This is a genomic window from Rahnella perminowiae (genome assembly GCF_019049755.1).
GTDB lineage: Bacteria > Pseudomonadota > Gammaproteobacteria > Enterobacterales > Enterobacteriaceae > Rahnella > Rahnella perminowiae.
On sequence record NZ_JAFMOS010000629.1, the window covers coordinates 13,709 to 38,598 of the forward strand.

The window sequence follows — 24,890 nt, forward strand, 5'->3', positions numbered from 1 at the left end:
AAAATCAGCCTGCGCTGATCTGAATATCCTGTTCAACAAACGCATTCCTCAGCCGCCGGGCAAACGTCAGTGCATGTTCACCATCACCATGCAGACAAACAGTGTCAGCTTTAACCGGCACCCAGACGCCTTCACGGCTGAGTACTTTCTGTTGCTGTACCATCGACAGCGTCTGGTCCAGCGCCAGTTCATCGCTTTCGATCATTGCATCCGGCTGACTGCGTGGCACCAGCGTACCGTTGCTCTGATAACGCCGGTCAGCGAATACTTCCTGACGGGTTTGCAATCCCAGGCGTTCACCGGCATGAATTAATTCGCTGCCCGCCAGCCCGACCAGACGCAATGCCGGATCTACCGCATGCACCGCCCGGGCGATAACATCCGCCAGTACGGGGTCGGTTGCTGCCTGGTTGTACAACATGCCGTGCGGCTTCACATGCACCATATGTCCGCCTTCGGCACGGGTGATGGCAGCCAGTGCACCCAACTGATACACCACCTGGGCATACAGGGTTTCGGCAGGCACGTTCATGGCAGTGCGGCCAAAATTTTCGCGATCCGCAAAACCTGGGTGCGCACCAATTGCCACACCGTATTTCAGCGCATGGCGTACGGATTGCCGCATGGTCTGCGCATCTCCGGCATGAAATCCGCAGGCAATATTGGCCGAACTGACGAGTTGTAACAGTGCCTCATCATGTGCACAGCCTTCGCCTAGATCGGCATTAAGATCAATGACCATGCAGCCCCCGTTTAATCTGTTCGATAAAGAGCGATTGCTCACGCAAGGCTTTCTGCGCCTCTTCCGGTGTGCATTTGACGAAATGCACCGGTTCGCCCAGCCGGATTTGCGCCAGATTATACAAATCCGCCTCAATGACACAGGCAATACGCGGATAGCCGCCGGTGGTCTGGGCATCAGCCATTAGCACAATCGGCTGCCCCCCGTGCGGCACCTGAACTACGCCCGGCAATAAGCCGTGCGACAGAATTTCACGGTCAGTTTCGCGTTTCAGTGTGTGACCGTGCAGCCGGTATCCCATACGGTTACTTTGCGGGCTCAGCTGCCAGGCGGCGCGCCAGAACTCCCCGCGCGACGTCTCGCTGAACTCCTGATACTCCGGCCCCGGCAATGCACGAATACGGTTACCAAACAGTAGCTGTTTAATGCCACAGGATTTTTTCGGCTGCCCAAACGAATCGCCGGTGGGCAACCTGTCACCGTCTTGCAATGCCCGCCCGTGAAAGCCACCAAATTTGGCTTTCAGATCGGTACTGCGCGATCCCATGACTTCAGGCACATCAATGCCGCCGGAAATCGCCAGATAGCTGCGCATGCCACGGGTGGGCATTTTCAGGGTCAGTATCTGGCCCGGCTTCACTTTGTAACACCAGCCGGTCCATACCTCTTTCCCATCAAGCTGTGCATGACAACCGGCCCCGGTCAGCGCTATCCAGCCTTCACGGTAAAATTCAGCACTGAACTGGCCGAGTGTGATTTCCAGCGCCGCCGCATTTTCGTCATTGCCGGCCAGCAGATTGGCAGACCGCAGTGCCGGGGCATCCAGCGCACCGGACTGACTCACGCCCTGCTGGCGGTAACCGTTGCGACCCAAGTCCTGCACCGTGGTCAACATCCCTGCGCGTAAAACCTTCAGCATACGCCCTCCTTCTGTGGCACGAAGCGTACGCTGTCACCCGGCAGCAGTAATGTCGGTGATGCACGCAGGGGATCAAACATCGCGACTGGCGTCTGACCGATCAGTTGCCAGCCGCCCGGCGTCGAGAGAGGATAAATGCCGGTCTGACTGCCACCAATGCCAACCGAGCCCGCAGGCACCGACAGACGCGGTTCGCCGTGACGTGGCGTGGCAAGTTTCGATGGCATGCCGCCCAGATAAGGAAAACCGGGCTGGAAGCCGAGAAAATAAACGGTGTAGTCAACACCCGCATGGCATTCAACCACCTGACCCGGCGTCATACCGGTATGGCGTGCCACGTTGTCTAAATCCGGCCCCTGCAGACCGCCGTAAATCACAGGAATTTCAACCAGCCGCGATTCCGGCTCGATGGCTTCGCTTTCTTCCCACCAGTTTTGCAGTCGCTCAATTGCATCCAGCGCCGAACTTTGCGCCTCGGTGAGTAATACCGTCAGATTATTCATACCGGGAATGACTTCACGCACGCCCGGATACACGGCGCGATCCTGTAAACGTTGCGTCAGTCCCCAGATCCGCTGCTGGCTTGCCAGCGACACCGGGGGGTCAAGTTCCAGCACTACCGCGCGTTCGCCCAGCAGGTAACATCGTGCTCGTTGCACTCAGATACTCCTTAAAGAAGGGTTGTGGATCATCGGGTTATTCATCGAATCAATAGCGTGAGATTTGTTATCAGTTATGCGTGAAACAGAGTACTGATGTCAACTCATCTCCCTGTTGTGCGGGACACTGAGGTTTCGCCCGCCGCCTTCACCTGCTACTCTCAGAAACGTTGCTGTTTTTTAGCGTTTGGATAACGCCTTCGTTACACAATAGGGATGGCCTGTGAGAAAACCATTAGCACTCTTTTTTCCGCTTTATACCACGACATTACTGATGTTATTGGGCTCCGGCCTGCTGACGACTTACATTTCCCTGCGTCTTTCCGCCATTCATGTCAGTGGTGCGATGATCGGGGCGATCATCGCGGCTAACTACATCGGACTGGTGATCGGCGGCAAGGTTGGCCATATCCTGATCGCCCGCGTAGGTCATATTCGTGCCTACGTTTCCTGCTCCGGTATCATCACCGCCGCCGTGCTGGGGCATGGCCTGACTGACATCATCCCGGTCTGGGTGGTACTGCGTCTGATCATCGGCTTATGCATGATGGTGCAATATATGGTGCTGGAAAGCTGGCTCAACGATCAGGCTGAAGCCAACCAGCGCGGCGTGGTATTCGGCTTTTATATGGTGGCCTCTTATCTCGGGATGGCGCTCGGTCAGGTCGTACTGATGCTCAACAGCGATTTAGGCGTGAGTACGCTTATCGTTATTGCCCTGTGTTTCGCCCTGTGCCTTGTGCCGATTGCACTGACCACGCGCACTAACGTCGGCCATATGTCTCCGGCACCGATGGAGCTTAAATTCTTTATCGGCACGATCCCCAAGGTGCTGGCGATTACACTGGTTATCGGCATGGTCGTCGGCTCGTTTTACGGGATGGCACCGATTTACACCAGTCAGCAAGCGCTGACCACTCAACAAACCGGTCTGTTTATGGCGCTGGCGATTTTCGCCGGTCTGCTGGCACAGTTCCCGCTCAGCTGGCTTTCCGACCGCTATAACCGCAACATGCTGATGCGCATAAACGCCATCCTGCTGGCCATTACCGCCCTGCCGCTGGCGTTGTTCAGCCACATTTCATTCCCGCTGTTGCTCGCCATTGGTTTTGTCGTCAGCCTGATGCAGTTCACGCTGTACCCGCTGATTGTCGCACTTGCCAATGACATGATCGAACCGGAGCGTCGTGTCTCGCTTTCAGCCTGTCTGCTGATGGCTTTTGGCGTCGGTGCCTGTATCGGCCCGCTGGCGGTCGGTGCGCTGATCCAGCCATTGGGCGGCAACATTCTTTACGCCTTTTTCGCGCTGTGTGGTGTAGGTATTGTGGCGCTGAGCCGCACTTCCAGAAAAGAAGAAGCCATGCAAATGGCCACCGATGCGCCGGTTCCGCACATCGCCATACCTGACAGTCTGAGCAGTTCCCCGCTCTCGCCTGCCCTGAACCCGGCGTTTGACGAACAGATGATTCAGGAAACCATGCCCGCGCCGGAAAATGTGGTGGAACCCGTGGTTGACGAAAGCGAAGCCACAGAGGAAGAAGAGGAAAGCAAGTACCCACCCCAGGGCGCAGACCCTGAAGTGGATACCGGATTACAGCGGGCATTTACCCTGCTGGAAGACAGCGTTTCTGAAGAGACTAGCGAAAAGAAAAATTAGGCCGGGTTATCGATATCGATAAACATGACATCAAGATTATGCTCAGCAGCTAACCATTCGCCCAGTGCTTTCACGCCATAACGTTCGGTGGCGTGATGGCCTGCGGCGTAGAAATGCAGCCCCATTTCGCGGGCAATGTGAATGGTCTGCTCGGACACTTCGCCGCTGATAAAGGCATCGACGCCATATTCTGCCGCTTTCTGAATGTAACCCTGACCACCCCCGGAGCACCATGCGACACGGCGGATTTCGGCCGGTGCATTCTGTGAACTGTGCAACACGTTGCGATCCAGCGTGACTTCAATGCGCTGGCGGAATTCTTCACCGGTCAGCGGTTTTTCCAGTTCTCCCCAGGGCAACAGCACCGCAATTTCGCCCTGTACGTTAATACCGAACAATTTCGCCAGCTGCGCGTTATTCCCCAGTTCCGGATGGCCATCCAGCGGCAGATGGTAGGCGTACATATTGGTATCCGTTGCCAGCAATGTTTTAAGACGGTTACGTTTCATGCCACGGATTTCAGCCGGTTCGTCTTTCCAGAAATAACCGTGATGCACCAGAACCGCATCGGCTTCGACAGCAATCGCAGCATCCAGCAGATCCTGCGACGCCGTTACGCCGGTCACCACACGCTGCACTTCACGCCGTCCTTCGACCTGCAATCCGTTCGGTGCGTAATCTTTGTAATTGCTGATATCCAGTTTCTGATTAATCAGCTTTTCAAGCTGGAGGTTGTTCATGACGTTTCTCGTTATTAATGGATGGTCTATTTGATCTCTAATTTATCACCCTGCGCCATCCGCACAAACTTCACGCCCAGATTATTCCCTTTTTCCAGCTGCGCCATGATCTCTTTTTCAGGATCAGCACCGGCTTTCAGGCTCGGTTTAACGTGGCTGATAATCACCGTGATGCCGTTCAGCGCCCCTTCGCCTCCGGCATATTCCTGCCACCGCCCAAGCTCTTTGAGCAACCAGTCCGGCGTCAGATGTCCGAACAGTTTGCTGTCAGGCACACCATCCGGATAAGACGTTTCGATGATGATGCCTTTCAGCCGTTTAGCTTTCACCTCATCGCCCAGCACGCGCCACACGGTATCGAGATTTTTTGATTTTTCGACTTCATCCGGGCCGGTATCGCCGAAGAAGGCAAACGACTCTTTATTACGGCTCACCAGAATCATGGCCGAGGGTGTGCCGCCGTGGCTGAGCGGGTAAATATTGCCGTCCAGGCCGGTCAGGCCAAGGGAGAACCGTTGCGCCGGGCGCTGCTGGTTCAGGCGATAGGTGCCGATGCGTAAACCACTGCCGGAGTCGGTGAAGTTAGGCCAGACGCGGCCGTTGAAGTAATGCTGACGCAGCGTGCCAATGGTATCCGCTGTGCCGTAAATCGGTTTTTTGCTGTCTTCCGGGGAACTGATGATCAACCCCGCCAGATGGTCGAGATGGCCGTGACTGATAAAGTATCCGCCAATCAGGTTGCGGAAAACCGCGCCCTGCGGGGTCAGCGGCGCAGCAGTTTCAGCCGTCACCTGTGGAAAACTGCCTTTCTCCAGCGCCTTGCGAATGCCGGGCAAAACAGAGCCGGCATCCAGACCGAGATAGAGTTTTTGATCATCACTGCGGATCAGGTACGAGGTGAGATTGCCTTCTTCGACGCCGCCATTCACACCCAGCGCCACGACATCAAACCCCGCACTCGCCTGACCCGTCCAGCATGCCAGCATCAGCGCCAGCAGGTATTTTTTCATCACATCGCTCCTTGTCGTGGTGAGAGAGTAAAGTCAGTCTGACCGGTTTTTTGCCGCCTCAAAGGCTGCAAGCGTGTCTTTTCTCGCCCGCGCGTGATCAATAACCGGCAGCGGATAGTCTAACACGCGCCGGTATTTTTCCGCCCAGCGATGCGGTTGATGGATGTCTCTTTCCGGCACATCCGACAGTTCCGGCACCCAGGCTTTGATAAAGCGTCCGGCTTTGTCAAAACGTTCGCCCTGAGTTGTCGGATTGAAAATACGGAAATACGGCGCAGCATCTGTGCCGGTAGAAGCGCCCCATTGCCAGCCGCCGTTGTTAGCCGCCAGATCGCCATCCAGCAGTTGCGACATGAAATAGCGCTCGCCTTCGCGCCAGTTGATCAGTAAATCCTTCACCAGAAAACTGGCGACAATCATCCGCAGACGGTTATGCATCCAGCCCGTCGTATTCAGTTGCCGCATGGCCGCATCCACAATGGGATAACCGGTTTTTCCTTCTTTCCACGCCTGTAAATCATCCGGGGCGTGACGCCACCGCACGTTATCCGTCCATTCAAGGAAGGGCTGATGTTTGCAAAGTTTCGGCCAGGCGACGATCAGATGACGATAAAACTCGCGCCACACCAGTTCATTCAGCCAGCCAAATGCGCCGCTGTCGGTTTTCTCCAGCACCTGCGGACATTCCGTTCGCAGACGGTTCAGGCACTGGCGCGGCGACAGCACACCAATCGCCAGATACGGCGACAACGAACTGGTGCCAGCGGCGGCCGGCAGATCGCGCTGACTGAGATAATCCTGCACCTGCTCCCGGCAAAAACGGCGCAACTGGTTGCGCGCCGCTTCCTCGCCGACAGCAAAATCATCGCCGATATCTTCCAGCGGATAATCGAACGGCATCAGCGGATGGATGACCACTTTTCCGGTATGCTCACGGATTTGCGGCGCAGGCAGCGAACGGCCGTCAGATTCAGTGAGACGGGATAAAAACGCCCGACGAAACGGCGTGTAAACCTTATACATCTCCCCGTTTCCGGTGGTCACGGAGCCGGGTGGCAACAGCAGGCTGTCATCGAAGGCCTGGCACACTACCGACCCGCAGACCGCCTTCTCCAGCGCGACATCCCGCTGGCGCTCATTGATTTCATACTGTTTATTATAAAACAGCGATTCCACCTTTTCGGCTTTGCAGAAATCTTTCAGCCACGCCACGCTGTCGGCAAAATCGTCACACTGGTGGTAATGCAGGGGAATACCACGTTCAGCCAGCGCATGTTGTAACACCTGAAGGTGCTGATAAATAAACATAGCCTGTCGCGGCGCCATTTCATGTCGTTTCCACTGCTCCGGTGTGGCTATAAATACGGCAATAATACGCGCCTGCGGATCTTCACAGGCGGCATGCAACGCGCGATTGTCGGTTACCCGTAAATCATTACGAAACCAGACTAAATGCGTGGTCATAATTTTCCTTTTAATGTCCGTATCGAAGCTTTAAGGCTTCCGGATAAGGCTCGAAATAACGCTGGTCAGCCAGGTAGGCGTCCGGGTATTCAGACATATAATGTTTCAGCAAGGTAATCGGCGCCAGCAACGGCTGCATTCCCTGACGGTAACGATCAATAAGCCCGGCAAGTTCTTGTCGTTGTGCCGGACTCAGCTGTTTACGGAAATATCCCTGTACGTGCATCAGCACATTGGTGTGATTACGGCGCGTAGCTTTGTGGCTCATCAGATTCATCAGCCGTAACCGGTATTCGGTGAAATAGCCCTCAAGGGAATCCCATTCAGCCATCGCAGCCACAAAGCGCCCCAGCTCACGATATTCGGGCTGAGAATGGGCCAGTAAAATGAGTTTATAACGACTGTGGAAGGCCATCAGTTTGCCACGTGTCAGGCCACCTTCGCGAAGCTGATTCAGTTCAAACAGCGCAAAAACGCGCTCAACAAAATTCTCCCGCAGTACGGGATCGTTTAACCGGCCGTCTTCTTCCACCGGCAGCCACGGATGCTGTTTCATCAGCTCGGCGGTATACAGCCCGACGCCGCATTTTTTGGCATCTTTACCGTTGGCGCTGTATACCCGGACCCGCTCCATCCCGCAGCTCGGGGACTTCGCGCAGACGATATAACCGCACAAGCCGGTCAGCGGTGCCACACGTTTTTCGGCGTAATGCTGCATTTTTTCGGTGACGTCAACGGTCTCGTCGTTACTGAAACGCATCACGATGCTGTCGTCCATTTTAACCAGACGCAACGCCGGGCGGGGCGTTGGCAGGCCGATCGCCATTTCCGGACAGATAGGTTCGAAGCGCACATAAGGCGCCAGTTGCTCTACGGCAAACGCCAGACGTTTATGTCCGCCATCAAAGCGGACATTTTCACCCAGCAGGCATGCACTGATACCAATCGGAATTGTTTTCGTCATTGTCGGCACCTTGCATTGAAAGAAGAAAAGAGAGGCGGCATTGATTCATCACCCTTACGTATAATCTTAGCACAACTTATACATAAAAATAATCTTGTACAGGTTTATCGGCGGGCAATAAAAAACCCCGCTGGAGGAACGGGGTTTCTTTTGGCCCCTCCCCTTCGCAGGGGAGGGAGCTAAATTAATAAAAGTCTTGTGTCGCCATCTCGGCATGACTCAGCCACACCGGCTTATCGCTGGTTTTCATCCAGACGCGGTGTAAATAGCTGTAAAAACGGGCGCGGTCAGCGCGGAACAGCATGACCGGCAGGGCCAGAACTCCGGCGGCAATAACAAAAGCGCGGCGGGCCAGTATGCGGGTCATCGTGTATGGCGTGTAATCATTCATCGCGTTGCTCCTGTGAAATGTGGAAAGTTTTTGAACACTGTAAGTTGCGAAAAATATACCGCAATTGATGAAATTTTACTACTCATCTGACCACTTTTACGTGTAAATCTTCGCCAATTTCACTCTGCCTCCGTAATTTAGTTACAGAATGGTTAAATAAATACGCAACTCAAGTTTCTTTTAGGTTTCATTTTTGCGCATTTTTATACTTTTTTTACACTGTTCAGCTCTTTCTTTTCAGGATCTTTTCCCGACTTTCCTTATTCTCGCCACAACATAAAAACACACCTGTGGAGGTGGATTGTGACTGTTGGCGTAATCTGCGGCGCATTACTGGTTCTTCTGCTGCTCGGCTATCTGGTTTATGCCCTGCTGAATGCGGAGGATTTTTAAATGGCCGCAACCGGATTCTTACTGATTGCCAGTTTTATGCTGGTGCTTTTGCTGCTGGCAAAACCACTGGGTAACTTTATTGCTCAACTGATTGAAGGACAGCCCGGCGCATTTATTCAGCGCATAGAAAACGGTGTTTTACGCACGTCTGGCAGCAGTAATGCTGAAATGAACTGGTGGCAGTACGCACTGGCGATCATGGTATTTAACATCCTGGGCATTGTTGTGCTGATGACGATGCTGATGGCACAGGGTGTATTGCCGATGAACCCACAGCATTTTGGCGGGCTGTCATGGGATCTGGCCTTTAACACCGCAGTGAGTTTCGTGACCAACACCAACTGGCAGGCTTACAGCGGCGAAAGCACACTGAGCTATCTCAGCCAGATGGTCGGGCTGACGGTGCAAAACTTCCTCTCCGCAGCGACCGGTATCGCCGTGGCATTTGCGCTGATCCGTGCTTTTGCACGCCCTTCAGCACAGACCATTGGTAATGCGTGGACGGATTTATGGCGCATCACGCTGTATCTGTTGCTGCCAGTGGCTTTCCTGCTGGCACTGTTTTTCGTCAGTCAGGGGGTACTGCAAAACTTCGAAGCGTATCAGCACATCACCACGCTGGAAGGCCTGCAACAGACCTTACCGATGGGCCCGGTGGCTTCTCAGGAAGCGATCAAAATGCTCGGCACCAACGGCGGCGGCTTCTTCGGTGCCAACTCAGCCCATCCGTTTGAGAACCCGACCGCACTGACCAATATGGTGCAGATGCTGGCGATTTTCATTATCCCTTGTGCATTGTGCTTCGCTTTTGGCCGCGTGGTTGGCGACAACCGTCAGGGCCACGCACTGGTCTGGGCGATGTCGGTGATCTTTGTGGTGTCGGTAGTGGTGGTGATGTACGCCGAACTCAAAGGCAATCCGCATTTCACTGCATTGGGTGCAGGCAGCAATTTTAATATGGAAGGAAAGGAAAGCCGCTTCGGCATTCTGGCCTCCGCGCTGTACGCCGTCGTCACCACGGCGGCCTCGTGCGGTGCGGTTAACGCCATGCACGATTCCTTTACCGCACTCGGTGGCATGGTACCGATGTGGCTGATGCAGATTGGTGAAGTGGTATTCGGCGGCGTGGGTTCCGGTCTGTACGGCATGCTGCTGTTTGTGCTGCTGACGGTGTTTATTGCGGGACTGATGATTGGCCGTACACCGGAATATCTCGGTAAGAAGATCGACGTTTACGACATGAAGATGACCGCACTGGCGATCCTGGTGACACCCACGCTGGTGCTGCTCGGCACCGCACTGGCGCTGGTCACCGACGCCGGCCGCGCCGGGATTTTAAACCCCGGCGCGCATGGTTTCAGCGAAGTGCTGTATGCGGTGTCTTCCGCCGCCAATAACAACGGTAGTGCGTTTGCCGGGCTGAGCGTCAATACACCGTTCTACAACCTGTTGCTGGCTTTCTGCATGTTCTTTGGCCGCTTCGGCGTCATCATTCCGGTGCTGGCGATTGCCGGTTCGCTGGTGATGAAAAAACGCCAGCAGGCCGGCAATGGCACCCTGCCAACGTCTGGCCCGCTGTTTATCGGTCTGCTGGTCGGCACCGTGTTGTTAGTCGGCGCACTGACCTTTATTCCGGCGCTGGCGCTGGGACCGGTGGCAGAACATTTGCAAGTCTGGTCAGCACAGTAATGCTGCGTAACTCGTTGAACTGATGAATATAGAGACTAAAAAGATGAGTCGTAAACAACGTGCGTTATTTGAACCCCGTCTGATCCGTACTGCCCTGCTGGATTCGGTGAAAAAGCTCGATCCCCGCGTTCAGTGGCGTAATCCGGTGATGTTCGTGGTGTATCTGGGCAGCATTCTGACCACGCTTATCTGGCTGGCGATTCTGATGCACCGCACCGACGGCAGTGCGGCTTTTACCGGCAGCGTATCCCTGTGGTTGTGGTTCACCGTGCTGTTTGCCAACTTCGCCGAAGCATTGGCTGAAGGCCGCAGCAAGGCGCAGGCGCAGAGTCTGAAAGGCGTGCAGAAAACCAGCTGGGCGAAAAAAATCTACGAACCGCGTCCTGAATCACCGGTAATTAAGGTTGCCGCCGATACCCTGCGCAAAGGCGATTATGTGTTGATCGAAGCAGGCGATACCGTGCCGTGCGACGGGGAAGTGCTGATCGGCGGTGCGTCAGTGGATGAGAGTGCCATTACCGGCGAATCTGCGCCGGTGATCCGCGAATCCGGCGGGGACTTCTCCTCAGTGACCGGCGGGACGCGCGTTTTGTCAGACTGGCTGGTGGTCGAATGTTCGGCTAACCCCGGCGATACTTTCCTTGACCGGATGATTGCAATGGTCGAAGGGGCGAAACGCCGCAAGACGCCAAACGAAGTGGCGCTGACCATTTTGCTGGTGGCACTGACGCTGGTGTTCGTGCTGGCTACCGCGACACTCTATCCGTTCTCGCTGTTTAGCGTCAGCGCAAGCCATGCAGGTATCCCGGTCACCGTGACCGTGCTGGTCGCGCTGCTGGTGTGTCTGATCCCGACCACTATCGGGGGGTTGCTGTCGGCTATCGGCGTGGCGGGCATGAGCCGCATGCTGGAAGCTAACGTTATCGCGACCAGCGGCCGTGCGGTGGAAGCCGCCGGTGACGTAGATGTGTTGCTGCTGGATAAAACCGGCACCATCACGCTCGGTAACCGTCAGGCATCGCAGTTTCTGCCCGCGCCGCAGGTAACGGAACAGGAACTGGCCGATGCCGCGCAGTTATCCTCTCTGGCCGATGAAACGCCGGAAGGTCGCAGTATCGTGGTGCTGGCGAAGCAACGCTTTAACCTGCGCGAACGCGATATTCATTCACTGAATGCGACCTTCGTGCCCTTCTCCGCGCAAACCCGCATGAGCGGCGTCAACGTGGGTGAACGCAGCATCCGTAAAGGCGCGGTGGATGCGATCCGTCGTCATGTGCAATCTAATGGCGGTACCTTCCCGAAAGCCGTCGATGGTCTGGTGGAGAATGTGGCGCGTAAAGGCGGCACGCCGCTGGTGGTCGCCGAAGGCGCAAAAGTGCTGGGCGTGGTTGAGCTGAAAGATATCGTTAAAGGCGGCATCAAGGAGCGCTTTGCCGAGCTGCGCAAAATGGGCATCAAAACGGTGATGATCACCGGGGATAACCGCCTGACTGCTGCGGCCATCGCCGCCGAAGCGGGTGTGGATGATTTTCTGGCAGAAGCGACGCCGGAAGCCAAACTCGCATTGATCCGTCAGTATCAGTCAGAAGGCCGTTTGGTGGCGATGACCGGCGACGGCACCAACGATGCGCCCGCGCTGGCGCAGGCCGATGTCGCAGTGGCGATGAACTCAGGGACGCAGGCAGCGAAAGAAGCCGGGAACATGGTCGATCTCGATTCCAACCCGACCAAGCTGATTGAAGTGGTGCATATCGGTAAACAGATGCTGATGACGCGCGGCTCACTGACTACCTTTAGTATCGCCAACGACGTGGCGAAATATTTCGCCATTATCCCGGCAGCGTTTGCAGCCACTTATCCGCAACTGAACGCGCTGAACGTCATGCACCTGACATCGCCGTCTTCAGCCATTATGTCGGCGGTTATTTTCAACGCGCTGGTGATTGTGTTCCTGATACCGCTGGCGCTGAAAGGTGTGAGCTATAAAGCCATGAGTGCCGCCGCGCTGCTGCGCCGTAACCTGTGGATTTATGGTGCAGGGGGTCTGCTGGTGCCGTTCGCCGGTATCAAGCTGATCGACGTGATCCTGACCGTTTTACATCTGAGCTGATTTTTGAGGAAGACCATTATGTCCGTAACAAGAATGAACTATGTACGCCCGGCTCTGGTGATAACGGTTCTGCTGACGCTGATAACCGGCGTGGCGTATCCGCTGCTGACCACCGGCGTTTCAGAGCTGGTATTCCGCCAGCAGGCAACGGGTTCGCTGATAAAAGACGGCGGCAATAAAGTGATTGGCTCAGAACTCATCGGGCAAAATTTTACCCGCAATGATTACTTTTGGGGCCGCCCGTCGGTTACCTCTGATTCACCGTATAACCCGATGGCGTCGGGAGGGAGCAATCTGGCTGCCAGTAACCCGGCGCTGGATCAGGCAGTGAAAGACCGCGTGGCGATGCTGCGAAAAGCCAATCCGCAAAGTCCGGCGGCCGTGCCGGTGGATCTGGTCACCGCCAGCGCCAGCGGGCTGGATCCGCAGATTTCGGTGGAAGCGGCACAGTGGCAGGCTCCGCGCATTGCCACCGCGCGCGGGCTGCCACTGGCGCAAGTGAATAAATTGATTGATGATAATACCTCCTCACCACTGATTGGTTACCTCGGCCCGGACGTCGTGAACGTGCTCGGACTGAACTTAGCGCTGGATGAACTGAAAGCAAACTAACTTATCAACCAACCTGACAGGATGATATGACAGACGAAAGACCCGATCCCGACAGCCTGCTGGCGCTCGCCAATGAGAAGCCACGCGGACAACTGAAAGTCTTTTTCGGCGCCTGTGCAGGCGTCGGGAAAACTTTTGCCATGTTGCAGGAAGCGCAGCGCCTGCGCGCCACCGGCCTCGACGTGCTGGTTGGCGTAGTGGAAACTCACGGACGGCAGGAAACGCAGGCGCTGCTGCCGGGGCTTTCTCTGTTACCGCCGAAACGTATTCATCATCGCGGACGTCAGGTTCAGGAGTTTGACCTTGATGCCGCCCTGGCCCGCCGCCCTGCCCTGATCCTGATGGACGAACTGGCGCACAGTAACGCCGCCGGATCGCGCCATCCGAAACGCTGGCAGGATGTCGAAGAGTTGCTTGATGCCGGTATCGATGTGTTTACCACCGTGAACGTTCAGCATCTGGAAAGCCTGAACGATGTGGTCAGCGGCGTCACCGGTATCATTATTCGTGAAACGGTTCCCGACCGTTTGTTTGATGATGCCAGCGAAGTGGTGCTGGTAGATTTACCGCCTGACTCCCTGCGTCAGCGTCTCAAAGAAGGTAAAGTTTATATCCCCGGTCAGGCCGAACGCGCCATAGAACACTTTTTTCGTAAAGGCAATCTGATTGCCCTGCGGGAGCTTTCCCTGCGTCGTACTGCTGACCGGGTTGACGACCAGATGCGCGAATACCGCGATGATCAGGGTGTCAGTCGTGTCTGGCATACCCGTGATGCACTGTTGCTGTGTATCGGTCACAGCGGGGGGAATGAGAAATTAATCCGCGTCGCCTCGCGCCTCGCAGCGCGCCTCGGCTGTGTCTGGCACGCCGTATATGTTGAAACCCCGCGCCTGCACCGTTTACCTGAAGGCCAGCGCCGCGCCATTCTGCATTCCCTGAAACTGGCGCAGGAACTGGGGGCAGAAACTGCCACGCTCTCCGATCCGCAGGAAGAACAGGCGATTTTGCGTTACGCCCGTGAACATCGTCTGGGCAAAATCATGACCGGCCGGCGGCGGGAAAAGCGCTGGAAATTTAGCGCCAGCTTTGCTGACAAGCTGGCGGAAATCGCCCCCGATCTTGATTTAATCGTCGTCGGCCTGGAAGACGCGCCGGTAACACCTCTGCGTAAAGAGCAGGACTTACGCACTTTCGCCGATCGCTTCAGCCGCCAGTTATGGGGCTGCGCTCTTGCCGTGGCGCTGTGCGCGGTGATCACCATGATGTCGCAATGGCTGGTGCCGACTTTCGATCAGGCCAATCTGGTGATGGTGTATCTGCTCGGCGTGGTGATTGTTGCCCTGTTTTATGGCCGCTGGCCGTCGGTGCTGGCGGCGGTAATCAATGTCGTCAGCTTTGATCTGTTTTTCGTACAACCGCGCGGCTCGCTGGCGGTGACTGACGCGCAATACCTGGTGACCTTCGGCGTAATGCTGATTGTCGGCATTCTGATCGGGAATCTGACCGCAGGCGTCCGTTATCAGGCACGTATCGCGCGTCACCGTGAAAAACGTGCGCAGCATTTGTATGAAATGTCCAAAGGACTCAGTCAGTCGCTGACGCCGGAAGCCATCGCGCAGACCAGCCGCCACTTTATTTCTTCCAGTCTGAACGCCAAAACCGCCATTTTGCTGCCACAGGAGAACGGCGAACTGATGCAGCCGGCCGGCGAAATGACTTCGATTGTGGTCGATGATGCTATCGCCCGCTGGAGTTTCGACAAGAAACTGCCAGCCGGTGCGGGCACGGATACCCTGCCCGGCGTGCCCTACCAGCTTCTGCCGCTGGTTGCATCCGGTGAATCGCGTGGCCTGCTGGCGGTCGAACCGCCGAATATCCGTCAACTGTTAGTACCGGAACAACAGCGTCTGTTACAGACCTTTACCGTGCTGATCGCCAATGCACTGGAACGTCTGCATCTGGCCGCCAGCGCAGAAACGGCGCGGCTGGAAACCGAACGCGAACAACTGCGTAACTCATTGCTTTCTGCGCTTTCCCACGATTTACGTACACCGCTGACGGTGCTTTTCGGCCAGGCGGAAATCCTCACGCTGGATCTTGCCGCAGAAGGCTCAAAGCATGCACCGCAGGCCAGCCAGATCCGTCAGCAGGTGCTAAGCACTACCCGGCTGGTCAACAACCTGCTGGATATGGCGCGTATTCAGTCCGGTGGATTTAATCTGCGTAAAGAATGGCAGTCGGTGGAAGAAATCACCGGCAGCGCATTGCGGATGCTCGAACCGGTGCTGGCGCACGACAATATTAAAATCGATTTACCCCAGGAAATGGTCCTGGTTAACTGCGACGCCAGCCTGATCGAACGGGTGCTGATCAATCTGCTCGAAAACGCCCATAAATATGCCGGAACCGGTGCGACAATTGGCATTAAAGCCACGCCGCTGGAGGAGTGGCTGGAGATGGAAGTCTGGGATAACGGTCCCGGTATTCCGGCTGGCGCCGAGCACACTATTTTTGAAAAATTCGCCCGCGGTAATAAAGAATCCGCTATTCCGGGCGTGGGGTTGGGATTAGCGATTTGTCGTGCCATTATTGAGGTGCACGACGGACGGATCTGGGCGGAAAATGGCCCGAACGGCGGTGCGCGTTTTCGTTTCAGGCTGCCGCTCGAGGCGTTGCCGGAGATGGAAGGTGACATGGAAAAAGACATCGACGAGGTATCGTGAGCGCATCCCCGGTAAATATTTTAATTGTTGAAGACGAAAAAGAGATCCGCCGCTTTGTGCGTACAGCACTGGAGGCGGAAGGCTTGCGGGTGTTTGAGAGTGAAACGCTGCAACGCGGGCTGATTGAAGCCGGAACCCGTAAACCGGATCTGATTATTCTCGATCTCGGTTTACCGGACGGTGACGGCCTGACGTATATTCGCGATTTGCGTCACTGGAGCGCTATCCCGATTATCGTCTTGTCGGCGCGCACCCGCGAGGAAGACAAGATAGCGGCGCTGGATGCCGGTGCCGATGATTTTCTTACCAAGCCGTTTGGCGTAGGTGAACTGCTGGCGCGGGTTCGTGTGGCCCTGCGCCGCCATACCGGCAGCGCACAGGAAAGTCCGCTGGTGACGTTTGCAGATGTGACGGTGGATTTGATCAACCGGCGCGTACAGCGTAACGGTGAAGATTGTCATCTGACGCCGATTGAGTTTCGCCTGCTGGCCGAACTGCTGGCCAACAGCGGTAAAGTCATCACTCAGCGTCAGTTACTGAGCCACGTCTGGGGCCCGAATTATGTTGAACACAGCCATTATCTGCGCATCTACATGGGACATTTGCGGCAGAAACTGGAGGCCGATGCCACCCGGCCACGTCATTTACTGACCGAAACCGGCGTGGGCTATCGCTTTATGCCTTAGGCCGGTCGGTCTCCGGTTTGGCCTCACCAAATTCGGCTTCCAGACTTTCAGCGGCTTGCTGCAAAATCGCACTCACACGCACCACCTGTTCCGACGTTAAATCCGCCCGCATCATGTTAGAACGCAGCGCGTGACGCAGGCGGTGCATCGATTCATGAATACCTTCTGCCAGGTTGTTTTCACGCGGACGCTGCGCCCCCGCCAGACGGGCAAAAATCATATCAACCGTCGCCTGATGCTGTGCCAGTTCCGCTTTACCGGCTTCCGTTATCTGGTAGCTTTTCCGGCCGTTGCCCGTGGCGACAGGCTCAAGGAAGTCCTGCTCTTCCAGCAGTGTCAGCGTCGGATAAATCACGCCCGGGCTTGGCACGTAAAGACCGGAAGAGGCTTCTTCAATCGCTTTGATCAGTTCGTAACCGTGGCTCGGTTTCTTCGCCACCAGCGCCAGCAGTACGCGGCGTAAATCGCCATGTTCAAACAGACGGTGTGCACCGCGTTCACCACGGCGGCCTTCACCACGCCCGCGATGTTCACGCCCTTCTTCACCACGATGGCGACCGTCACGACGTAACATGTGACGCTCGCTGTGATCGCTGTATTCTGATTCATGACGGCAATGGCCGCGATGCCCTTCTTCACGACTACCGTGGCCGCGATGGCGACCCTCAAACATTTTACTAAACATAGTGCATGTCCTATTTAGATATATCGAATTATTTCGATATATCTAAACTAGATCGGTTTTCAGAAACTGGCAAGACCGGGAAGCGAATTTAGATATATCTTTTTATGTCTGAACTTCCGGCAAAAAACGGGCAAAAAAAAAGCGCTGAATAATCAGCGCCTTTGATGAGATAAAGAAAACGGCTTATTTCGCGTCAGCAAGCACTTTACTGACGATTTCTACCGCTTCTTTCTCGATTTGCTCACGATGTTCAGCACCGAGGAAGCTTTCACAATAGATCTTGTAAGCTTCTTCCGTACCGGACGGACGCGCCGCGAACCAGCCATTTTTGGTCATCACTTTCAGACCACCGATAGACGCGCCGTTACCCGGTGCGTTGGTCAGACGGGCAGTGATCGGGTCACCGGCCAGTGTGTCAGCTTTCACCTGTTCAGGAGAGAGTTTAGACAGTGCGGCTTTCTGCGCGTGCGTCGCAGGTGCCTGAATACGGTTGTAGCTTGGTGCACCAAAGCGCGCAGCCAGTTCGTTGTAATGTTCCTGCGGGTTCTTGCCGGTGACGGCAGTAATTTCCGCCGCCAGCAGGCACATGATGATACCGTCTTTGTCGGTAGACCACGGTGTGCCGTCGAAACGCAGGAAAGAAGCCCCTGCACTTTCTTCGCCACCAAAACCAAAACTGCCGTCAAACAGACCATCAACGAACCATTTGAACCCGACCGGCACTTCCACCAGCTTGCGGCCCAAATCTTCTACTACGCGGTCGATCATGGCACTCGATACCAGCGTTTTACCGACGGCAACGTCTTTGCCCCATTGCGGACGATGCTGGAACAGATACTGAATCGCCACCGCCAGATAATGGTTCGGGTTCATCAGACCGGCAGGCGTCACAATACCGTGGCGGTCATAATCCGGGTCATTGGCAAAGGCCAGATCGAATTTATCACGCAGCGCCAGCAGACCGGCCATTGCAGATTCAGACGAGCAGTCCATACGGATCACGCCGTCATGGTCGAGATGCATAAAACGGAAAGTCTGATCGACTTCATCGTTAACCAGCGTCAGGTCCAGTTTGTAATGCTCAGCAATACGCTTCCAGTATTCGATACCGGAACCGCCCAGCGGATCGACACCCAGTTTCAGACCCGCTTTCTGAATCGCGGCCATATCCACGATGTCGGTCAGCCCTTCGATAAACGGCTGAACCAGATCTTTCGCTTGCAGATGGCCACTTTTCCACGCCAGATCCAGAGACTGACGTTTCACGCCTGCCAGTTTTGCGGCCAGCAATGCGTTAGCACGTTTCTCAATCACGGAAGTCAGATTAGTATCTGCCGGCCCCCCGTTGGTCGGGTTATATTTGATGCCGCCATCTTCCGGTGGGTTGTGCGAAGGCGTGATGACGATGCCATCCGCCAGCGCGCCGCCGTGACGGTTATGCGTCAGAATGGCGTGCGACACCGCTGGGGTCGGCGTGAACCCGTTATCTTCCTGAACAATGACATCCACGCCATTGGCGGTCAGCACTTCCAGCACAGAGATAAACGCCGGTTCGGACAACGCATGGGTGTCTTTACCCACGTAGCACGGGCCGGTGGTACCCTGCTCTTTACGCACTTCGGCAATCGCCTGAGCAATTGCCAGGATGTGCGCTTCATTAAAGCTGTGACGCAACGCACTACCGCGATGGCCGGACGTACCAAATTTCACAGCATGTGCCGTGTTTGTCGGATCCGGTTGCAGAACGTAATACTGTGACGTTAACTGCGCCACATTGATCAAATCGCTTTGCTGAGCAGGTTGCCCTGCACGGGGGTGATTAGCCACTGGCGCTTCTCCCTTACGCTGAAATTAGAGGGTGCCGCATACTTTATCAGTCAGTTCCGCCGGGAACTGCATGAGCTGCATGATGTGTTCGATCATGCTGCGTTTGCGACCTGTGTTGGTATTCGTAATAACCCAATACGGCGTTCCGGGAACGTGTTTAGGTTTGGTATGTATGCCGTTTTGCAGCAAGGTTTGCTGGTCACCGGCAAAATAAGTCCGCGTGCGCCCGGTCAGAGAGTCGGTCGCTGTCGCAAATTCTTTAGGGTTCAGGGTATACAAGGTCGAGAGGATCAGCATAAAACGATTAACCGCTTTAGTCTGTTCTGCGTATTCGTCGGACAACAGCAGTTCACGGACGGCGCGGACTTTATCACGCGACGTCGGTGCCGCTGCGACAGCAGGTTTTTCCTGCGCAACAGTTCCGGCAATAACAGAAGTCGTCGCTGGCGCGTCAGGAGCGGTCTGACCGGCAGTAAACTTCAACATACGGCGTAAAATATCAGACGCACTTTCACCGATTGCCTGCGTGTGGCTGGCAATGTAGCGGTAGAGTTCTTCGTCAACCTCAATAGTTTTCATCTTTATCCAGTACTGTTCTTCTACTTAATTCATTCAAAAGGATTATACAAATTTCTACGCAGTAACAAACAGGGGAATTGCGCTGCAAAGTAAAATCCAGACAACTTCCCGATTTTGCTGCATGCAGGCTCCGGCCCGTTCTGTTCTTGGTAGTCAAATCCCGCTCAGGCATCTGGCAGACACTTTCTGTTTTAAAAAATTATCCGCAAGTCATGATAACCTAATGAGATTGTTTATCTGTATGAACTTCTCTATGAAATTACATTATCGCCTGCAGGGATCTGAAGTGACTGGCAGCACTGCACTGCCGGTTTTGCTTATCCACGGATTGTTCGGCACCCTGGATAATCTGGGTATTCTGGCCCGTGACCTGAGACAACAGCATAACGTGTTACAGGTGGATTTGCGTAATCATGGCCAGTCCGGACGTTCTGATGAAATGTCTTACGCCGCCATGGCACAAGATTTAGAAGAAACGCTGGATGCTGTTGGTTTCCAAAAAATCATCGTTATCGGCCATTCGATGGGCGGCAAAGCCGCGATGGCGCTGACGGCACGGATCCCCGATCGTATCGAAAAGTTGATCGCCATTGATGTCGCCCCCGTGGATTATCACGTCCGTCGTCATGATGAGATTTTCGCGGCCATTAACGCTGTGACCGACGCAAGACTCCGTGACCGCACGTCTGCCAGCGACTGTATGCGCCAGTATATAAAGGAAGACGGCGTGATCCAGTTTTTGCTTAAGTCCTTCCGCCAGGGCGAATGGTACTTCAACGTGCCCGTGCTGCTCAGTGAATACGAAACCATTACCGGCTGGGAAGATGTGCCAGCATGGGATCATCCGGCGCTGTTTATCCGCGGGAGCTTATCGCCGTATGTGCAGGATGAATACCGCGACGCGATTGCCCGCCAGTTTCCACAGGCCAAAGCACATGTGGTGGCGGGAGCCGGTCACTGGGTGCATGCGGAAAGACCCGATGCGGTACTGCGCGCTGTGCACCGTTTCATCGATGTGGCCTGAGGTTTAACATCCTGGGGATAAATTGTGCAAAAAGTCTGCACAACTTAAGAAGTTATCATGAAATCAGGGCAATCAGGCGTTGTGAACCCCTGGGGCGCCAGTGTATGATTGCGCGCTATAATTTTGCCGCCCCGTTTTACTCACAGTGAGTCGCGGGGGGTGAATTGGGTCAGGGTTTCTTAGCCCGAAATGTGTGAAACGCTCGTCAGGAACGGCTTGCCGTTTCCCGATGTAAAAACTTCCCTGGTTGTACCTCTACCTATGGCAAAAGAACAACTGGATCGCACGACGATTGATCTGTTCGCAGATGACCGTCGTCCGGGGCGTCCAAAAACAAATCCGCTATCCCGTGATGAACAGCTCAGGATCAATAAGCGCAACCAGTTACGCCGCGATAAAGCGAGCGGCCTGCGTCGTGTGGAGCTGAAAATGAATGCCGATGCTGTTGACATGCTCAATAAGCTGGCAGAAGAACGCAATATCAGTCGTAGCGAATTGATTGAAGAGATGCTGCTGTCGCATCTTAACGGTCATGAAGGTTGATTGAAAAGCGGGTAACCCGATAAGGCTACCCGTTTGTTTTTCTTAATTATTCCACGCTAATTTACGCCTTCCCACTCAGAACGTTTCCCAGTTTTCAGCACTTTTCGCCGAAAGCCTGCCGGTATCAGGACGCAATAATGGCGCAGAAACCGACTTCGCCGGACGTGAACCGACGCTGGTCACACTGTCTTTCAGCTTGAAGGTGGCGACGGCGTTGTTGAGCAACGAAGCCTGTTCTTCCAGCGATACTGCGGCCTGTGACGCCTGTTCTACCAGTGCGGCGTTCTGTTGTGTAACGCTGTCCATTTCTGTGACCGCTACCGCTACCTGGCTGATTCCTTTACTTTGTTCGTCAGACGCAGACGCAATTTCCGCCATGATGTCGGTGACATGCGTAATTGAGCGCACCACTTCATTCATCGTCTGACCGGCGTTTTCAACCAGTTTCGAGCCGCTGTCGACGCGGGAAACCGATTCGCTGATGAGCTGTTCGATTTCTTTTGCAGCCTGCGCACTGCGTTGTGCCAGGCTGCGCACCTCGCTGGCAACCACTGCAAAACCACGCCCCTGCTCGCCTGCACGTGCTGCTTCTACTGCGGCATTCAGCGCCAGAATGTTGGTCTGGAAAGCGATGCTGTTAATCACGGAAGTGATTTCAGCAATTTTCTTCGAACTGCCGGAGATATCTTTCATGGTGCTGACCACATCCGCCACGATGTTGCCACCTTTCTGCGCAGTGGTAGAAGCTTCCATAACCAGCTGGCTGGCATGATGAGCGTTATCAGCATTGTGTTTCACGGTAGCCGTCAGTTGTTCCATGCTGGCAGCGGTTTCTTCCAGTGCAGATGCCTGCTCTTCCGTACGGGAAGATAAATCGTTGTTTCCGGCTGAAATTTCTGACGCGCCCTGATAGATGTGATTGGTGCAGTTGCGGATGGTCTGAACGGTATTCACCAGGCTAGACTGCATCAGGTTCAGTAACGGAATCAGCTTACCGGCGCAGTTTTTACCGAACTCATCCAGATAAAGTGTCAGATCGCCGCTCGCGATCACCGCGAAGTGATCGCGGATTTTATCCAGCGGTTTCACCAGCGCCATCACCAGATAACGGTCAGTCAGCAATAAAATCACCAGCCCGATACCAAATGCCGTCAGCAGAATCACTTTGCTGAATGAGGTCAGATGGGTAGATTGCCGTTGCGCCGCGTCAAAATCTGTCGCGATCTGAGCGCTGACTTTTTCCATGGAGGTGGCAAAGGTGCGGCTCAGCGCAGGCACGGTGGAATTGGCCAGTTGATTATAGGATTCCGTGTTTTTGCTGCGGGCTGCATCAAACAATGGCGTGACGCCCTGCGTGATCAGGTTATCCCAACTGGTGATTAATTCCTGCACGGAAGCATCTTCCAGCCCCGGATGCGGTGCGGCTTTAAAATTGGTCAGCGCCTGCATCAGCCCGCTGAGTGATTGTTTTGCGCTATCAAAAATTTCCGGGCCTTTTGACGGATCGGCCTGAAGCTGTGCGACGGCGCGGCTCATGCGCGTCACGGTACGGAAATACTGATCATTTCCTTTATTGATCAGCGCCATATTATTGACCAGCTCGGTACTGTTTTTGGTATTTTGGGTCAGTGTGTCAAGGGAGGTAACGGTGTATAGGGAAACACCCGCCCACATGACACAAAAAATGCCAAGAATTGTTAACAAAGCGGCCCTGATGGTAATATTTTTTAAAAACTGCACGATATGCCTCTCTCGAAACATGACTGTTTCTGGCCTGAGGATTGAGGGGGATGCGGAGAATCAAGACAGGTAACCAGCAGGCAAGTGCCCCAGGACATGTTTGAACACCTCTCCGGGCATCGATTTCTTTATTATGTTGAGATTGCTCTCGCATCATCTATCGGCGGAATATTCTCGAAATTTAGTATTGTGACGACTTATTTCTTCAATTTGCGTTTGACCTTATTCAGCCTGAGGTTAACGCACCCTGCGTGAAAGCACACAAAGGCGATAACACTTAAAAATATTGCCCGATAAACTTATTTCCCAGCTAAGAAGGCGAGCAGAAGCATATTCTCCGCCGCACGAGTTTGCTATCATCTGCATTATTATTGCCTGCGTTGCAGAGCACTTCATTGAGAACAAGAGGTTAGGTAATCTTATGGCCGTTGTAGGTATCTTCTTTGGATCCGATACAGGTAACACCGAAAACATCGCAAAAATGATCCAGAAACAGTTGGGTAAAGATGTTGCAGAGGTGCATGACATTGCGAAGAGCAGCAAAGAGGATCTGGAAAAATTCGATATTTTGCTTATCGGTATTCCAACCTGGTATTACGGTGAAGCGCAGTGTGACTGGGACGACTTTTTCCCAACGCTGGAAGAGATAGATTTCGAAGGTAAGCTGGTTGCACTGTTTGGCTGTGGTGACCAGGAAGACTATGCCGAATATTTTTGCGATGCACTGGGCACCGTGCGCGATATCATTGAGCCACGCGGCGCAGTGATTGTCGGACACTGGCCTACCGAAGGGTATCACTTTGAAGCCTCTAAAGGCCTGGCTGATGATAAGCATTTCATAGGACTGGCAATTGACGAAGATCGCCAGCCGGAACTGACCAGTGAACGTGTTGATGCCTGGGTGAAACAGATCACAGAAGAACTCAGCCTTTCTGAAATTATTGGCTAAAAACCCTGTTGGCCCTGAGGATTTATTCTACAATTGAAGGGCCAAACTATTACTGAAATTAACAATTTAACTGCTACAAAATTGTAACTTTCGGTCGTATCAAGGTACACTGAGTTCCTCTGTTTTTTCTATCGATCAAGTCGTTGCATTACCAATGTGACCGGCAAATTGTGATCTTTATTAACAGGCTATCGTTGACGACAATTGGCACACTTGCGTAAACGAAGAGACTAAACGAATAATTTGTGCCGCCGATGCCACAGGCTGCATGCCTCAACTTGATTAGCACATAGTAACAGGACTGAATCCGCATGACTGACAACAACACCGCACTGAAGAAAGCTGGCTTAAAAGTCACGCTTCCGCGCCTCAAAATCCTGGAAGTGCTGCAAGCGCCGGAAGGTCATCACGTTAGTGCGGAAGATCTTTACAAGCAATTAATTGATATGGGTGAAGAAATTGGCCTGGCAACGGTTTACCGCGTTCTGAACCAGTTCGACGACGCCGGTATCGTTACCCGTCATAATTTCGAAGGCGGCAAGTCCGTATTCGAACTGACTCAGCAGCATCACCACGATCACCTCATCTGCCTGGATTGCGGACGTGTAATCGAATTTCGTGATGAGTATATTGAAGGCCGTCAGCGTGAGATTGCTAAGAAACACGGCATCAAACTGACCAACCATAGTCTGTATCTCTATGGTCATTGTGAAGCAGGTGATTGCCGCGAAGATGAGTCTTTGCACAACGATAAACCTGCGCACTAATATGGCATGTGGCAACC

23 protein-coding genes are annotated in these 24,890 nt (G+C 54.2%); 11 read left to right on the top strand and 12 right to left on the bottom strand.

All coding sequences use genetic code 11. The features are described from left to right. Window positions 1–4 precede the first annotated feature (4 nt). Genes pxpA through pxpB form a run of 3 tightly spaced genes read right to left on the bottom strand, consistent with a single transcriptional unit; the run spans window position 5 to window position 2,320 of the window. Window positions 5–742, bottom strand: coding sequence for a 5-oxoprolinase subunit PxpA (gene pxpA / locus J1785_RS22720; protein WP_217159272.1), 738 nt, complete (start codon window positions 740–742; stop codon window positions 5–7). Then, window positions 732–1,661, bottom strand: coding sequence for a 5-oxoprolinase subunit PxpC (gene pxpC, locus J1785_RS22725; protein WP_217159269.1), 930 nt, complete (start codon window positions 1,659–1,661; stop codon window positions 732–734). Before pxpC ends, pxpA begins: the two co-directional genes overlap by 11 nt. After that, the gene (pxpB, locus tag J1785_RS22730; protein ID WP_129952024.1) at window positions 1,655–2,320 is read right to left on the bottom strand and encodes a 5-oxoprolinase subunit PxpB; all 666 of its coding nucleotides are present in this window, start codon (window positions 2,318–2,320) and stop codon (window positions 1,655–1,657) included. Before pxpB ends, pxpC begins: the two co-directional genes overlap by 7 nt. A 223-nt stretch (window positions 2,321–2,543) precedes the next feature. Here pxpB and J1785_RS22735 point away from each other — a divergent pair, with 223 nt between their 5' ends. Then, window positions 2,544–3,977, top strand: a complete 1,434-nt coding sequence (locus J1785_RS22735) for an MFS transporter (protein WP_129990573.1) — start codon at window positions 2,544–2,546, stop codon at window positions 3,975–3,977. Here J1785_RS22735 and J1785_RS22740 read toward each other — a convergent pair. From J1785_RS22740 to J1785_RS22760, 5 genes are all read right to left on the bottom strand, one after another. After that, complete coding sequence (locus tag J1785_RS22740) at window positions 3,974–4,717, bottom strand: type 2 GTP cyclohydrolase I (protein WP_129952026.1); 744 nt, start codon at window positions 4,715–4,717, stop codon at window positions 3,974–3,976. The two genes, J1785_RS22735 and J1785_RS22740, sit on opposite strands and share 4 nt — an antisense overlap. Window positions 4,718–4,743: 26 nt before the next feature. Beyond that, window positions 4,744–5,727: an MBL fold metallo-hydrolase gene (locus J1785_RS22745; RefSeq protein ID WP_217220829.1), complete on the bottom strand. Its 984-nt coding sequence runs from the start codon at window positions 5,725–5,727 to the stop codon at window positions 4,744–4,746. Between the two features lie 33 nt (window positions 5,728–5,760). After that, window positions 5,761–7,191 carry a deoxyribodipyrimidine photo-lyase gene (gene phrB, locus J1785_RS22750; RefSeq protein WP_217220830.1) on the bottom strand — a complete coding sequence of 477 codons (1,431 nt, stop codon included), beginning with the start codon at window positions 7,189–7,191 and terminating at the stop codon, window positions 5,761–5,763. Window positions 7,192–7,201: 10 nt separating this feature from the next. After that, window positions 7,202–8,155, bottom strand: coding sequence for a YbgA family protein (locus J1785_RS22755; protein ID WP_217220831.1), 954 nt, complete (start codon window positions 8,153–8,155; stop codon window positions 7,202–7,204). 184 nt (window positions 8,156–8,339) lie between these two features. Beyond that, the gene (locus J1785_RS22760; RefSeq protein ID WP_013576456.1) at window positions 8,340–8,546 is read right to left on the bottom strand and encodes a YbfA family protein; all 207 of its coding nucleotides are present in this window, start codon (window positions 8,544–8,546) and stop codon (window positions 8,340–8,342) included. Between the two features lie 303 nt (window positions 8,547–8,849). On the opposite strand from J1785_RS22760, the gene J1785_RS26895 reads away from it, so the two are divergent. Genes J1785_RS26895 through kdpE form a run of 6 tightly spaced genes read left to right on the top strand, consistent with a single transcriptional unit; the run spans window position 8,850 to window position 16,759 of the window. Beyond that, window positions 8,850–8,939 (top strand): K(+)-transporting ATPase subunit F, encoded by a 90-nt coding sequence (locus J1785_RS26895; protein WP_101075733.1) that lies wholly within the window; start codon window positions 8,850–8,852, stop codon window positions 8,937–8,939. Continuing rightward, window positions 8,940–10,628, top strand: coding sequence for a potassium-transporting ATPase subunit KdpA (kdpA, locus tag J1785_RS22770; RefSeq protein WP_129952030.1), 1,689 nt, complete (start codon window positions 8,940–8,942; stop codon window positions 10,626–10,628). A 43-nt stretch (window positions 10,629–10,671) separates the two neighbouring features. Continuing rightward, window positions 10,672–12,738, top strand: coding sequence for a potassium-transporting ATPase subunit KdpB (gene kdpB / locus J1785_RS22775; RefSeq protein WP_217139316.1), 2,067 nt, complete (start codon window positions 10,672–10,674; stop codon window positions 12,736–12,738). 18 nt (window positions 12,739–12,756) lie between these two features. After that, window positions 12,757–13,350: a potassium-transporting ATPase subunit KdpC gene (gene kdpC / locus J1785_RS22780; RefSeq protein ID WP_269154570.1), complete on the top strand. Its 594-nt coding sequence runs from the start codon at window positions 12,757–12,759 to the stop codon at window positions 13,348–13,350. A gap of 26 nt (window positions 13,351–13,376) precedes the next feature. After that, window positions 13,377–16,073, top strand: coding sequence for a two-component system sensor histidine kinase KdpD (gene kdpD / locus J1785_RS22785; RefSeq protein WP_129990579.1), 2,697 nt, complete (start codon window positions 13,377–13,379; stop codon window positions 16,071–16,073). Beyond that, window positions 16,070–16,759, top strand: a complete 690-nt coding sequence (kdpE, locus tag J1785_RS22790) for a two-component system response regulator KdpE (protein ID WP_129952034.1) — start codon at window positions 16,070–16,072, stop codon at window positions 16,757–16,759. The genes kdpD and kdpE overlap by 4 nt, the downstream gene beginning before the upstream one ends. Here kdpE and J1785_RS22795 read toward each other — a convergent pair. The 3 genes from J1785_RS22795 to seqA form a co-directional block, all read right to left on the bottom strand. Then, window positions 16,749–17,444, bottom strand: coding sequence for a PadR family transcriptional regulator (locus tag J1785_RS22795; protein ID WP_217220832.1), 696 nt, complete (start codon window positions 17,442–17,444; stop codon window positions 16,749–16,751). The genes kdpE and J1785_RS22795 overlap by 11 nt on opposite strands. Window positions 17,445–17,627: 183 nt before the next feature. Continuing rightward, window positions 17,628–19,271, bottom strand: coding sequence for a phosphoglucomutase (alpha-D-glucose-1,6-bisphosphate-dependent) (gene pgm / locus J1785_RS22800; RefSeq protein WP_217220833.1), 1,644 nt, complete (start codon window positions 19,269–19,271; stop codon window positions 17,628–17,630). A 24-nt stretch (window positions 19,272–19,295) separates the two neighbouring features. Beyond that, window positions 19,296–19,850: a replication initiation negative regulator SeqA gene (gene seqA / locus J1785_RS22805; RefSeq protein ID WP_129952037.1), complete on the bottom strand. Its 555-nt coding sequence runs from the start codon at window positions 19,848–19,850 to the stop codon at window positions 19,296–19,298. Window positions 19,851–20,091: 241 nt separating this feature from the next. Here seqA and ybfF point away from each other — a divergent pair, with 241 nt between their 5' ends. Continuing rightward, window positions 20,092–20,874, top strand: a complete 783-nt coding sequence (gene ybfF, locus J1785_RS22810; protein ID WP_217220836.1) for an esterase — start codon at window positions 20,092–20,094, stop codon at window positions 20,872–20,874. Window positions 20,875–21,135: 261 nt separating this feature from the next. Continuing rightward, window positions 21,136–21,417: a LexA regulated protein gene (gene ybfE / locus J1785_RS22815; protein WP_015690259.1), complete on the top strand. Its 282-nt coding sequence runs from the start codon at window positions 21,136–21,138 to the stop codon at window positions 21,415–21,417. Window positions 21,418–21,492: 75 nt separating this feature from the next. On the opposite strand, the gene J1785_RS22820 is transcribed toward ybfE, so the two are convergent. Beyond that, complete coding sequence (locus J1785_RS22820; RefSeq protein WP_217220834.1) at window positions 21,493–23,157, bottom strand: methyl-accepting chemotaxis protein; 1,665 nt, start codon at window positions 23,155–23,157, stop codon at window positions 21,493–21,495. A 421-nt stretch (window positions 23,158–23,578) separates the two neighbouring features. Here J1785_RS22820 and fldA point away from each other — a divergent pair, with 421 nt between their 5' ends. Together fldA and fur are read left to right on the top strand one after the other, a co-directional pair. Beyond that, window positions 23,579–24,106 (top strand): flavodoxin FldA, encoded by a 528-nt coding sequence (gene fldA / locus J1785_RS22825; protein WP_013576468.1) that lies wholly within the window; start codon window positions 23,579–23,581, stop codon window positions 24,104–24,106. A gap of 311 nt (window positions 24,107–24,417) precedes the next feature. After that, window positions 24,418–24,873 (top strand): ferric iron uptake transcriptional regulator, encoded by a 456-nt coding sequence (gene fur / locus J1785_RS22830; RefSeq protein ID WP_015698140.1) that lies wholly within the window; start codon window positions 24,418–24,420, stop codon window positions 24,871–24,873. The last annotated feature ends 17 nt before the right edge of the window (window positions 24,874–24,890 follow it).

Bases quoted from the DNA above. Each gene is read 5' to 3' on its own strand.
- J1785_RS22755 (WP_217220831.1), bottom strand. From the start codon at position 8,155: ATGACGAAAACAATTCCGATTGGTATCAGTGCATGCCTGCTGGGTGAA.
- J1785_RS22760 (WP_013576456.1), bottom strand. From the start codon at position 8,546: ATGAATGATTACACGCCATACACGATGACCCGCATACTGGCCCGCCGC.
- fldA (WP_013576468.1), top strand. From the start codon at position 23,579: ATGGCCGTTGTAGGTATCTTCTTTGGATCCGATACAGGTAACACCGAA.
- ybfF (WP_217220836.1), top strand. From the start codon at position 20,092: ATGAACTTCTCTATGAAATTACATTATCGCCTGCAGGGATCTGAAGTG.
- J1785_RS22795 (WP_217220832.1), bottom strand. From the start codon at position 17,444: ATGTTTAGTAAAATGTTTGAGGGTCGCCATCGCGGCCACGGTAGTCGT.
- fur (WP_015698140.1), top strand. From the start codon at position 24,418: ATGACTGACAACAACACCGCACTGAAGAAAGCTGGCTTAAAAGTCACG.
- pxpC (WP_217159269.1), bottom strand. From the start codon at position 1,661: ATGCTGAAGGTTTTACGCGCAGGGATGTTGACCACGGTGCAGGACTTG.
- kdpA (WP_129952030.1), top strand. From the start codon at position 8,940: ATGGCCGCAACCGGATTCTTACTGATTGCCAGTTTTATGCTGGTGCTT.
- kdpB (WP_217139316.1), top strand. From the start codon at position 10,672: ATGAGTCGTAAACAACGTGCGTTATTTGAACCCCGTCTGATCCGTACT.
- ybfE (WP_015690259.1), top strand. From the start codon at position 21,136: ATGGCAAAAGAACAACTGGATCGCACGACGATTGATCTGTTCGCAGAT.
- kdpD (WP_129990579.1), top strand. From the start codon at position 13,377: ATGACAGACGAAAGACCCGATCCCGACAGCCTGCTGGCGCTCGCCAAT.
- J1785_RS22745 (WP_217220829.1), bottom strand. From the start codon at position 5,727: ATGAAAAAATACCTGCTGGCGCTGATGCTGGCATGCTGGACGGGTCAG.
- kdpC (WP_269154570.1), top strand. From the start codon at position 12,757: ATGTCCGTAACAAGAATGAACTATGTACGCCCGGCTCTGGTGATAACG.
- phrB (WP_217220830.1), bottom strand. From the start codon at position 7,191: ATGACCACGCATTTAGTCTGGTTTCGTAATGATTTACGGGTAACCGAC.
- J1785_RS22740 (WP_129952026.1), bottom strand. From the start codon at position 4,717: ATGAACAACCTCCAGCTTGAAAAGCTGATTAATCAGAAACTGGATATC.
- seqA (WP_129952037.1), bottom strand. From the start codon at position 19,850: ATGAAAACTATTGAGGTTGACGAAGAACTCTACCGCTACATTGCCAGC.
- pxpA (WP_217159272.1), bottom strand. From the start codon at position 742: ATGGTCATTGATCTTAATGCCGATCTAGGCGAAGGCTGTGCACATGAT.